The organism is Paenibacillus sp. S-38, assembly GCF_049942825.1.
In the GTDB taxonomy this organism is placed as follows: Bacteria; Bacillota; Bacilli; order Paenibacillales; family NBRC-103111; genus Paenibacillus_G.
The window spans coordinates 4587107-4599107 of record NZ_CP187970.1 but is presented as its reverse complement, the minus strand read 5'-3'; the positions used below and the strand labels follow the sequence as shown (position 1 = coordinate 4599107).

10 protein-coding genes are annotated in these 12001 nt (G+C 59.2%); 9 read left to right on the top strand and 1 reads right to left on the bottom strand.

The window, feature by feature from the left end; translation table 11 throughout:
• Window positions 1–77: 77 nt before the first annotated feature.
• Window positions 78–962 (bottom strand): pentapeptide repeat-containing protein, encoded by an 885-nt coding sequence (locus ACP26L_RS20390; protein WP_426445851.1) that lies wholly within the window; start codon window positions 960–962, stop codon window positions 78–80.
• A gap of 211 nt (window positions 963–1173) precedes the next feature.
• Between ACP26L_RS20390 and ACP26L_RS20385 the strand changes: the two genes are divergently transcribed.
• The 9 genes from ACP26L_RS20385 (at window position 1174) to ACP26L_RS20345 (ending at window position 11964) form a co-directional block, all read left to right on the top strand.
• A complete protein-coding gene (locus ACP26L_RS20385; protein WP_426445849.1) occupies window positions 1174–1710 on the top strand; it encodes a ferritin family protein in 537 nt (178 codons plus the stop codon).
• 196 nt (window positions 1711–1906) lie between these two features.
• Window positions 1907–2533 carry a DUF421 domain-containing protein gene (locus ACP26L_RS20380; RefSeq protein WP_426445848.1) on the top strand — a complete coding sequence of 209 codons (627 nt, stop codon included), beginning with the start codon at window positions 1907–1909 and terminating at the stop codon, window positions 2531–2533.
• 272 nt (window positions 2534–2805) lie between these two features.
• Window positions 2806–3603, top strand: a complete 798-nt coding sequence (locus ACP26L_RS20375) for a GH12 family glycosyl hydrolase domain-containing protein (protein ID WP_426445847.1) — start codon at window positions 2806–2808, stop codon at window positions 3601–3603.
• A gap of 174 nt (window positions 3604–3777) precedes the next feature.
• The gene (locus ACP26L_RS20370; protein WP_426445845.1) at window positions 3778–4839 is read left to right on the top strand and encodes an LLM class flavin-dependent oxidoreductase; all 1062 of its coding nucleotides are present in this window, start codon (window positions 3778–3780) and stop codon (window positions 4837–4839) included.
• A 156-nt stretch (window positions 4840–4995) separates the two neighbouring features.
• A complete protein-coding gene (locus ACP26L_RS20365; RefSeq protein ID WP_426445844.1) occupies window positions 4996–5256 on the top strand; it encodes a hypothetical protein in 261 nt (86 codons plus the stop codon).
• 292 nt (window positions 5257–5548) lie between these two features.
• Window positions 5549–6898, top strand: coding sequence for an FAD-dependent oxidoreductase (locus ACP26L_RS20360; RefSeq protein ID WP_426445842.1), 1350 nt, complete (start codon window positions 5549–5551; stop codon window positions 6896–6898).
• A gap of 255 nt (window positions 6899–7153) precedes the next feature.
• A complete protein-coding gene (locus ACP26L_RS20355; protein ID WP_426445841.1) occupies window positions 7154–8467 on the top strand; it encodes an ABC transporter substrate-binding protein in 1314 nt (437 codons plus the stop codon).
• 50 nt (window positions 8468–8517) lie between these two features.
• On the top strand, window positions 8518–10302 hold the full coding sequence (locus ACP26L_RS20350) for a sensor histidine kinase (RefSeq protein WP_426445839.1): 1785 nt from the start codon (window positions 8518–8520) through the stop codon (window positions 10300–10302).
• A gap of 42 nt (window positions 10303–10344) precedes the next feature.
• Window positions 10345–11964 (top strand): response regulator, encoded by a 1620-nt coding sequence (locus ACP26L_RS20345; RefSeq protein ID WP_426445838.1) that lies wholly within the window; start codon window positions 10345–10347, stop codon window positions 11962–11964.
• Window positions 11965–12001: the final 37 nt, after the last annotated feature.

Below are 12001 nucleotides of genomic sequence, written 5' to 3'. Positions count from 1 at the left end.
GTAGATCCTGCGGCTGCGGTCTGCCAAGCAGAGACGGCTGGTCGCCCGCAATCGGGCAGTATCCGTTCTCCTCCTTCCTATCGGACAGCCCCCGTCCAGTGAGGCGGGCGGGTTAACTTCGGAGGCAGCTTGGTCTGCGCATCCCCCTTGGCCGCGTTAACCTGGAATTGGGTGAGAAAGAGGCTGCCGGTAAGATCGGCTCCCCGAAGGTCCGCGTCCCTGAAATCCGCTCCGATCAGGTCGGCTGCCCTGAGGTCGGCTCCCCGGAGATCGGCGGCGATCAGATAAGCCCCGCGCAGGTTGGCGCAGCGGAGATTCGCTCCCTTGAGCTTCGCGCCGATCAGATCGGCACCGCGTCCGGGATTTCGCTGTTTTTCTTTGGAATCGGTCCCTTTCAGTCTGCGGCTGGCATCCCTGCGAACCAGCTCACTTGTCTGCAGCAGCAGCACATTGACCTCCGCACGATGGGCGGAGATGTTCAAGGCCAGCAGGGAATCGGAATCGAGGTGGGTCAGGCGTTCCGTCTCTTGGTAGGCCTGGCCCAGTTCGTCCCGGATCGGACGTGCCGCTTCCAGCGTCAACGCTTCCGCCAGATACCACAGAAGCTCGTGGAGCTGCCGCATGAGCGGGAATACCTCGAACATGATACCCGCCGTCTCGGGGGCTTGCCGCCAGTCCCTCCCTTTGAAGGTGACCTGCGATACCTGCTGACCGGCGCCGAAGCAGTCGTACACCGTGCAGCCTCGGAAGCCGAGCTCCCTGAGGTCGCGGTGAACGCCGCAGCGGAAGTCGGACTGCAGGTTGGGGCAGGGCTGCCCCGCTTGCTTGTCGATCGCGAAGTCGGAAGAGGCGGCGTAGGGCAGCGCGACACAGCAGAGCCCGAAGCAGCTCTCGCAGTCCGACGCCAAGCGGGGATATCGGTTGTCCGCCAAGGAGGCGGAAGATTCGTAATTGTGCGGCATTGCATAAGACTCCCTTAAGAAAATAATGGACGACTCCTCCTATGTTAGCCCCTGCATAATATCCAGTCAACCCGGCAGGAGGGGCAAGGCTCTTCAGTAAAAGCCTGGGATACGCCCCGGAATCATCATATTATGTTGGACTCAGGATAAATACTTTGCTGCGCGGCACAAGGAGACCCTTCGGGAGAAGCGGAAGGTACCAGATGGGGGCGTGGTACATAAGATGGGTGTGGAGATGCCTATTCTGATGAGCGGAGGCTTACTTATGTACCTGGTGTACCCCTTTTGGAACAGACCTACCTTTACGCCTGTCTGGTCCGTTTCCCTCCAACGGGCACTCGAACTGATTGCCGAATCCGTGCAGGGGGAGCAAAACGATGAACGGTTTTATGATCAGCTGATGGAGCTTGCGCCGGATTCTTATTCCTCTTCGGTGGTCGAGTCCATCCGTGATGATGAACGGGGACATAAGCGCATGTTCAAGCAGATCTATAAGAATCTCACCGGATATAGTGTGACCGAGGAAAGCTTGAAGGCGGACCGGGATGAGGAGGCCGCCGAAGCATTTTCGTTTCGAGAAGGGCTCCTGAAGGCATTTCAAGGGGAGCTGGCTGCGGTGGAGAAGTACCGGAGCATCTGGTTCGGGCTGCCATACGGCATTTATAAGGATACGCTGTACGGAATCATCCTCGATGAGCAGAAGCATGCCGCCAAGTACAACCATTTATTGATCACTTGTCCCGCTTGAACCTGCGCGATTCTGGAAGAAGAGCAGACTAACACGTTTAGTCTGCTTTTTGCTTTTTATCATGGATGGTGAATAGAGGAGCTTACGCGTGAAAGAATGGTAATGGCCCGGCAGGAGGCACAGCGAAGGCAGTTCGCCCGGAGGATACAATCCGGTAAAGCAGTTATACCCCGGGCACACGGAAGGAGACCCGCCGATGGATGTTTTGGAACTGTTAGGTAGAGTGCTGGTTGCTTTCATCTCCTTGCTCGGCTGGTCCCGAGTGATCGGTAAGAAGCTCATCTCCCATATGACCTTCTTTGACTTTGTGTGCGGGGTGGCCTTTGGCGCAATTGGCGGCAACATGATTTTTAATCATCTCGTTCCCCTGTGGCAGGGAGTCATAGGGATCTCCTGTTTTTCCTTGTTGACCCTGGGGGCTGACTTCATCTCGCTGAAGAGCGGATGGGGAAGGCGTATGCTGGAGAGCAAGCCCAAGCTGATCGTGGAGAACGGTCAGATTCATATGAAGGCAATGAAGGAGGCCCGGCTGACGGTCCATGATCTGTTGATGCTTCTCAGGAAAAAAGACTGCTTTCACCTCGGAGAAATCGCAATGGCCATCTTCGAGACGGACGGAAGCATATCCCTTCTGAAAAAAACGGACAAGACGTATGCGGCCGCGGGAATTATTGATGGCCGGATCGAAGAAGAGAACTTGAGACAAATCGGCAAAAACGCCGTGTGGATGCGTGCCTATTTGGAAGAGAAGAACCTCGAGTTGGAGCAGGTGATTCTAGCCCAGATCGATACACAGGGAGATGTTCATTTGTTTCTTAAATAGGGATGGACCCATGGCGGGCGGGAAGGGGGGAAGTATTCCTGGAACAATCCCCCTTGTTATAATATGAAAACGTATCCAATACGGGTGGTATTTTGGTGCAGGCTTCGATGCTATACTGGCATTGTTCAGGCTTCAACGGCTCTGAATGCTCGTGAACATCAAAATGACAGCGATTACACGAATGCGGAGAGGAGGCTGAAAGACCAGGTCCGCCGGGCTGCGGACGAACAGCTCATGGGAGCAGCTTACAATCGAAAAGGAGGAACGATGACATGAGAAGACATTCGAGGATCGCCCGAAAGCTGGGTGCGCTTTCAGCAGCAGCGATGCTGGCTTCGCTGCTCTTGGTTACTGCCGCTTCGGCGGCATCTACGAGCACGGATGGCGGCAAGGTGTATTTTGACAGCAATAAGCAGTACCTCTACAACAATGCCTGGGGGAAATCCTCGGTGAGCGGATGGAGCCAGAGTGTCTACTATAACAGCAGCACGAACCTTGGCTGGGTATGGAACTGGCCTACGACCACCGGCGGCGTGAAGGGCTATCCCTCGATCGTGTCCGGCTGGCACTGGACCGACGGGTATACGGCCGGAAGCGGCTTCCCGACCCGGATCTGGGATAACAAGAACATCAACACCTCGGTGACGTACAATTTTGACTCGAATACTACCGGGGTATACAACATGACGTATGACCTCTGGCTCCATGACACCAAGGATGCCAAATCCAACAGCAGGCCGACGGACGAGATTATGGTCTGGCTTCATAATACGAATGCCGGAGCGCTCGGCACCTATATTGAGACGGTGTCGATCGGGGGCTCGTCCTGGAAGGTCTACAAAGGGTATGTGGACGACGGGACCGGTGGAGGCTGGAATGTGTTCTCCTATCTAAGAACGGCGAACACGAACAGCATTGATCTCAATCTCAAGAGCTTCGTGGATCACGCGGTGTATTCCAAAAAGTGGATCTCGAACGCCAAGTATATCAGCTCCGTGGAATTCGGTGCCGAGATATCCAGCGGAAGCGGCCAGGTGAACCTCTCCCGTTGGAATCTGAGCGTCCAATAGCTTAGCGGGACCGTGCAGCCAGGTCAGGTTGCTGTTTCAGACCAGCCCTTCCGGGTTCAACCGGGAGGGTTGTTTGCGCTGAACGGACAGAATGGGTAAGCTTAGAGGGTTACCATACTTTGCATGTGAATGTGGGGGACGGAGAAGAATAACCAGAGAGAAGGAGGGCCAGGGATGGAAATTGGAATCAGCAGCTTTGTAGAAACCACACCGGATCCGAAGACCGGTAAAGTGATCAGCCATGCCCAGCGTCTTCGTGATGTGGTGGAAGAGATTGTACTCGCGGACCGCGTTGGTCTGGATGTCTATGGTGTGGGGGAGCATCACCGCAAGGATTATGCCGCGTCATCACCTGCCGTGGTCCTGGCCGCTGCAGCCGCACAGACGAAGCGGATCCGGCTCACCAGTGCGGTTACCGTGCTGTCCTCTGCCGATCCGGTGCGGGTGTTTCAGGATTTCGCGACACTCGACGGCATCTCGAACGGCCGCGCCGAGATCATGGCGGGCCGGGGATCCTTCATCGAATCGTTCCCGCTGTTCGGCTATGATCTGGACTATTACGATGAGCTGTTCGATGAGAAGCTGGAGCTGCTGCTGAAGATACGCGAGTCGGAGAAGGTGACCTGGCGCGGCGGCCACCGGCCGGCGATCGATAACCGGGGCGTATATCCGCGTCCCGTACAGGATCCGCTGCCCGTCTGGATCGGCAGCGGGGGCAACTCGGAATCGGTCGCCCGCGCGGGCCTGCTGGGTCTGCCGCTCGTTCTGGCGATCATCGGAGGCAGCCCCGCCCAGTTCGCGCCCCTGGTCCAGCTGTACAAGAAGGCGGCGGCCCATGGAGGGCATGATCCTTCCCGGCTGCCGGTCGCGTCCCACTCCCACGGCTTCATTGCGGAAGATACGGAGCTTGCAGCCGACAAGTTCTTCCCTTCCACGCAGCAGGCCATGAATGTCCTGGGGAGGGAGCGCGGCTGGGGGGCTTACGACCGGAGGACCTTCGATGCGGCTCGCAGCTTCGAAGGGGCGCTGTACGTGGGCGACCCGGACACGGTAGCCCGTAAGATCATTGACCTGCGCAAGCGGGTGGGAATCACGCGGTTTCTGCTACACGTGCCGGTAGGCTCGATGCCCCATGACGATGTCATGAGGGCGATCGAGCTGCTCGGGACCGAGGTGGCGCCGCGCGTGCGGGAAGAGGTCGCCGCCTGGGAAGCGTCCACAGCGGAGAGCCCGTGACCTGCAGGCTTTAAGAACGGAACCCAATCGCTTGTATAGGCAGCCCGCTCCCCTTAGAGGAGCGGGCTTTGCTGCTGTTGGGGCCGGTTTCAAGAAGGAAATTGCAACTTCCACTTTATGGTAATATACTAGTGACATAGGGAGGGAGTGAGTTAGGTGGAACAATGGATCATTTGGACTTTGTTTGCTGCTGTCATCGTACTCTCCGAGGCCGTGCTTCGGATGAACAGACGCATCAAGCGCAGTGACTATCTGCTTCAATCTATGATGGACGGGGCAAGGGCACCGGAATATCACCTGGAGGAGGAACTGCGACAGCTTATTAGAGATAAGGATAAAATCAAAGCGATAAAAAGAGCGCAGCAGCGAATGGGCTTAACGTTAAGAGAAGCGAAGGAATACGTTGAATCCCTGTAGAGAGTCAGCGTGTCCAGGGGAAGGAACAGCAGGCTGGGCGGGAACCCGCTCCGGCCCGTGGGAAGCGCTTGGATAGGAGTACATAACAGGTGAATAGATGCAGCAAGTGAAGGCTTCCGGTGGATGGACGGCCTTCTTTTTGTGGGCTGCGTCATGCAGGCTCTAGAAGGAAGGGCGGCCGGCACAGAATCACGAAGCGAGTGTAAATATCATCCCCTGATGTTAATCAAATGGCCGTGAGGCTGCTACAATAAGAGGAGTACCCATTCGAACGCCAAAGGAGTGTTCACCCATGTCTCTGAACCAAACGATCATGCTTCCCCCGGAGGAGCTTCCTATCCTTACAGAAGTGGATGTTGCGGTTGTCGGCGGGGGGCCGGCCGGTGTGGCGGCCGCGATCGCGGCGGCACGAAATGGAGCAAGAACCCTGCTCCTGGAGCAGCGGGGGTTCCTCGGCGGCATGGGAACCCTTTCCCTGGTCCCGGCCTTCTGTCCGTTCACGGACAAAGAGAAGCCCGTCGTGCGGGGCATCGGGCTGGAGCTCCTAGAGCGGATGAAGAGAAGCTGCGGGCCCGCTTACCTGGAAGAGTACCGGGACCAGCTGGATTGGGTGCCGATCGATGCCGAAGTCCTCAAGCGGGTCTACGATGAGGCGGTCCTGGAGAGCGGGGCGTCCGTGCTGCTGCATACCTTTGTCGGTCAGGTCGTCATGAACGAGAACCGAAGCGGAATCAAGGGCCTGGTTCTTCTGAACAAATCCGGCAGGTCCTTTGTTCAGGCCCGCTGCGTGGTCGATGCGTCCGGGGATGCGGATGTCGCTGCGCTTGCCGGAGCTCCCTTCCAAAAAGGGGGGGAGCGAGGGGAGCTGCAGCCCGGCACGATGTGCTATGTGCTCGCGGGTGTGGACCGTGAGCTCTTCAGATTGTATCTGGCGGACAGCGGGGACAGCGGTCAAATCCCGAAGGCGGTCCGGCTGGCCCAGCAGAACGGGGACCTGCCCCCCGGCCGGAGGGAAGTGTCCGGATTCGCCTGGATCTCTGACAGCATCGTCGGCGTGAACTTCGGTCATGTTTTCGGGATCGACGGCACGAAGGCGGAGGATCTGACCCGGGCAGCGGTCGAAGGCCGCAGGCTGGTCCGCACACAGGTCGAGTTCCTGCGGGGCTATGTTCCCGGCTTCGAGCATGCCCATCTGGTAAGCACCGGGGAGCAGGTCGGCATCCGCGAGACACGCCGGATCGTAGGAGATTACATGCTGGTGCAGGACGACTTCATCTCCATGCGGAGCTTTCCGGATGATATCGCCCGCAATGCGTACTTCATCGATATTCATATGGCCACGAGCAAGGAAAACATGGAGGTCCGCCATCTGCCGCGGGGCCGGTCGCATGGCGTTCCTTACCGGTCCCTGCTGCCGCAGGGGCTCGGCAACCTCTGGGTAGCCGGACGCGCAGCCTCCGCCGACCGTGTCGTGCAGGGCTCGCTCCGCGTCATGCCGAACTGCTTCGCGATGGGGCAGGCGGCCGGCACCGCGGCGGCCCTCTGCGCAGCGGGCGGGCTCACCTCCCGCGAGGTGGAGATCCTGCAGCTTCAGCGGCTGCTGGTCGCGCAGGGCGCTTGGCTGGGAGAGGGCTGCGGCTAAGCGTGGAAGGGCGGACACCGGTCCGGCGCAGCCCCCGCAGACCGGGCGGGCTCGCACAAGCGCTGAGCCTTAAGCTTCCTCGGAAGCTGAGGGTACCCACAGCCATGAAGGCGTCATCTTGGGAGAAGGCGTAAAACAGAAAAAGCAGCTGCGATAGCCTAGGGCCCTGCGAGGACCTTGGGCTTTTGCGCTGTTTTGACGTATACTGGTTGGATATGCTGCGTTCGTGATGCGGTGTGAAGGGAGGAGAACCTCATGAACAAGACCCGGTTTGCACCTTGGTCCCTTGCCGTATGCCTAGCTGTCCTCAGCTCCTCCTGCAGTGCCCCCGGGACTGCCCAACCGGGGGAGAACGGCGGGGCCGGGAGCGTGGAACTCACGTTCTGGGACGAGAATCCCGGGCAGAGCCGTACCCCTTACTATGAGGAGCTGTTCCGCCGGTTCGAGGCGGCGCATCCGGGAATCCGGGTCCATTATGTCGGCATCCCTGTCAGCTTCAACAAGCAGCAGTACGATGTCGCCATCGCGTCGAATACCATGCCCGATCTCGCCGCCGTGAACGCGGAGTGGATTGCGGACTTTGCGGCCAAGGATGCGCTGCTTCCGCTGGATGCGTATTATGCGGCATGGCCCGGCCGGGAGGAGATCCCACAGTCGTACATTGACTATAACCGGCGGCTGGTGCCGGACGGAGCCTTGTACCAGCTCCCGAACACCTTATATTTTGACGTGCTGTGGTACCGGGCCGACTGGTTCCGGGAAGCCGGCCTGGCCGCGCCGGAGAGCTGGGAGCAGTTCTTCGACCGGGTCCGGCAGCTGAACCGGCCGGAGCTCGGCCGCTATGGCTACAGCCTGCGAGGGGGAGCGGGAAGCGTTACGCAATTGACCTCCATGCTGTACGCTTACTCCGGACTGACCGAATATTTCCGACAGGACGGCACGTGTACGATCAATGATCCGAAGCATTTGGCCTTCTTGAAACGTTTCATTGCGCTGTACGGCACCTACACGAAAGAAAGCGACATTCTGAACGGCTACAAGGAGATGGTGTCGGCCTTCGATTCGGGGGAAGCCGCCTTGATCTCCCACAACTTCGGGTCGTACCACGATCACGCGGCTTCCCTCGGGTCCGCGGGGGTAGGGGCAGCTCTGCTGCCCAAGGCGGAGAACGGCAGCCGGGTGATGGTGACGGTGGCGAACGGCTACAGCATCTTTCGGTCGGCGGAGAACCCGGATGCCGCCTGGCAGCTGCTGCAGTTCCTTCTGTCGGAGGAGAGCCAGACGTATTGGAACAGCCATGTAGGGCAGATTCCAACGAACAGCCGCTCCCTGAGCAGCGGGGCGTTCCAGGAGCCTGCACTGATCCGGGAGGCCTTGTCGGCTCTCGAAGACCCCGGGACCGTGCAGCTGCACGTGCCGTATGATCTGCCGAACTATGCAAAGGCCGTGCGGCAGCAGATCGAACCGAATCTGCAGAAGGTCCTGGCAGGCGATCTGGCGCCGGAGCTCTTCCTGGACGACTGGGCGGCCTTGATGGAACGGGCTTATGCTCAATATCATCATGAATAAGGGGATGCTTGCCGTATGCTTCCAAGTGGCCGCGAGGGGAGGGCTGTGTCATGCGGTTTCGGTATAGAAGAACCGTAAAATCCGCTTTTTTGACTTTCCTGATTCCGCTGATTGTCGTCTTCGTTACGGTGACCGGCACCGTCTCCTATCTGCTGGCGGCCCGTCAGCTTCAGGCGAATGCGGAGAGGAGTATGAACGATACGCTGACCCAGACGGGAGCTTCCCTGAATGAGAAGCTGTCATCGGTTCTGGCGGACGTGACGGCGCTTGGCGGCAGCAGCGAGCTGCAGATGCTGATCCGGCGGGCGGACGCTCCGGGGTTCAAGCCCCAGCCCCGCGATTATCTTACGCTGGCGGGCAGCTTGGACAAGCTGTATACGGACCATTATGCGATCATCGAGTCCATCTATTTGAACTATAACCATGGCAAGCTGGCGTACTACCGCAAAGACCGGCTGCAGACAGAAGGGATTCCGGCGCCGGACCGCTTCCTGCTCCTCCCTTATTCCGTTACCTCGCAGATCTACTGGTTCAATCTCAGCCCGAATGAGTGGGATCCGGCAGGCGGAAGAGCCGCCGGATTGTATCAATGGATCGAGGGCAGGGAGGAGGCGAGGGGCGGAATCATCGTCATCCGGCTGAAGGAAGCGCTCTTCGAAGCGCCGCTGACAGCGCCGGAGATCTCGCCGAACGGCTATCTGACCCTCGCCAGTCCGGACGGGCTGGCCGGCTTCAAGACCGTGGAGGACCGGTTCGCAGCAGATGAAGGGGAGCTGAAGCAGAAGCTGCTGGCGGCCCCGGGAACGAAGGGCAGGTTCGTGCTGCTGAGCAAAGCGGGGCAGCCGCTCACTGTGGTCTACGATACGCTGGCGATCAACAAGTGGAGGCTGGCGGCGGTCTACCCGGAAGAGGAGCTGTACAGCCGGATCCAATATATTCAGACGCTGACGCTGGCGGTCGTCGTCTCGGTCATTGTGCTCGCTGTACTGAGTACGGGATGGCTGGCCAGCCGGATTACGAAGCCCCTCTGGGGGCTGACGCGGAAGGTGGGCTCGATCCGGGAGGGCCAGCTCGAGGTCGACCTGCCCGATCATCCTGCCGCCGCAGAGGAAATCAAGATCCTGAACCAGGGGATCCGCGACATGCTCGGACGGATCCGGGAGCTGCTCGGACAGGTGGAGTACGAGCAGGAGCAGAAGAGGCTCCATGAGCTGTCCGTGCTGCAGTCGCAGATCCAGCCCCATTTTCTGTATAATACGCTTTATTCGATCAAGAGTCTGTGCGACCTGGGAGAGACGGAGGACGCGTCGAAGATGCTCTCCGCCTTGTCGAGCTATTACCGGATCAGCATCAGCAAGGGAAACCCGGTCATCTCCGTAGCAAGCGAGCTCGACCATATCTCGCAGTATCTCTATATCCAGCAGATGCGCTACGGCGACACGTTCATCTACGAATCCCATGTGGAAGATGGCATGCTGAACTGCCGCATCGTGAAGCTCACACTGCAGCCGCTGGTGGAGAATGCGATCTACCATGGGGTCAAAAAAGTACGCCGTCCGGGCCGGATCGAAGTCCGGGGCTGGGTGGAAGAGGACGGCTGCATCCTTCAGGTCCGGGACAACGGCTACGGGATGGGGCCCGAGCGGCTGGCGCTTCTGCAGGAGGCTCTTGCAGGGGAAGCCGGCGATTCGCCGCCCGGCATCGGCTATGGGGTTAGGAATGTGCACCGCCGTCTGCAGCTGCACTACGGCAGAGCGTATGGCCTCTCCTATGAGAGCTCGCCGGGTGCCGGGACCACGGTCACGGTCAGGTTTCCCTGCGGGGAGCAAAACTAGAGAGATGGATGTAGTTATAGAGGGAAGGTGGGGAGAGCGTCCATGCGGAAGATTGTGATTGCGGATGACGACCGGATCATCCTGAAGGGATTGACCAAGACCATCGATTGGGAGGCGAACGGCTTCCGTCTGGCGGCATCGGAGACGAACGGGGAAGATGCCTGGGAAGCGGTCGAACGGGAGCTGCCCCAGGTTGTGCTCACGGATATCCGCATGCCCTTCATGGACGGGCTGGAGCTCACGGAGAAGATCAAGGAGCGCCATCCCGGAATCAAGATCATTATGATGACGAGCTATGATGAATTCGAGTATGCCCAAAAAGCGCTGAAGCTTAAGGTGTACGACTTTCTGCTGAAGCCGCTGGACGAAGCGAAGCTGCTCGAGACCGTGAAGCGGGCGGCGGACGAGTGGGACCGCGAGCATGCCACGGCCAAAAAGGTGCTCGAGGGCATCCCGCTGCTCAAGCAGCGGTTCTTCGAGAACCTGCTCACCGGCCGATTCTCGGAGGAGGAGATCCGGCATGAGCTCGATTTTTTGGACATCCCGTTGCAGGCCCGGAACTATGCGGTGATCCTGCTGCTGGCCGACCACTACTATGAAGCCTCCCCGCGCAACCGGTACGGGCAGGAGCTGCTGAAGTACTGCATTCACAATGTGGCGGACGAGGTGGTGCGCCTGGAGTGCGGGCCCTCGTCCTTGCCCGGGGAGCCCAAGGGGCAGGTCTTCGGTGCGATTAAGGATGAGATCGTCGTCATCTACGGCGCCTCCGAAGAGGAGAGCGCACTGGAGCTGCGGGCGCTGACTTTGGCGGAGACGATCCGTGCCAACGTGGAGAAGTACCTCAAGACGACCGTCACAGCAGGTGTCGGTTCCGTCGTGGACAGGCTGGATGCCGTCCGGGCCTCCTATCTCAACGCGAAGGACGCCACGGAGCTGCGGCACATGACGGGGAAGAATCAGGTCTTCTTATACCGGGATGAGCTCATCAAGCCGAGGGCCGAAGGGGAGCCGGCAGTGGACTCCAACTGGGCGACCCAGCTGACCATGAAGATCAAATCCGGACTGGAGCAGGAGGCGGCAGCGATCCTGGATAGCCTGGAGGAGGAGTTCCTGTCCCGCAGGCCCGTGGATCTGGTCCGTATGCACATGCTGGGGATGGAGATAGTGTTCGCGCTGGTCCATGCCTTCCAGGATTGGCATGACCCTCCATACGCGAAGGAGGCCGTGGAGAGCCTGTTCGAGGAGATTCACCGCTACCGGACGGCCAAAGAAATGTTCCAGCGCATCCGTGACTTCATGAACGAGTTGTCCGCTGCCGTGAAGGAGAGACGCCTGCGCCAGCACAAGGGGCTGGCCGACCAGGCGGCCGCTTTCATCCGGGAGCATTACATGAAGGAGGGCTTGTCGCTGCAGGATGTGGCGGAACATGTGCACGTCAGCACAACCTATCTCAGTGCCATCTTCAAGAAGGAGACGGGAGTCAACTTCAGCGAGTTTCTCCTCGAGACCCGCATGAACGCCGCCATCGATTGGCTGCGGAAGGAAGAGCTGAAGACCTACGAGGTGGCGGAACGGGTGGGGTATGCGAATCCGCAGTATTTCAGTGTGATCTTCAAAAAATACACCGGCAGGACCCCCTCGGAGTTCCGGCAGACGAGGTAACGTCCTGCAGGCGCCCGCGAACACAGCAAAAGGCTGT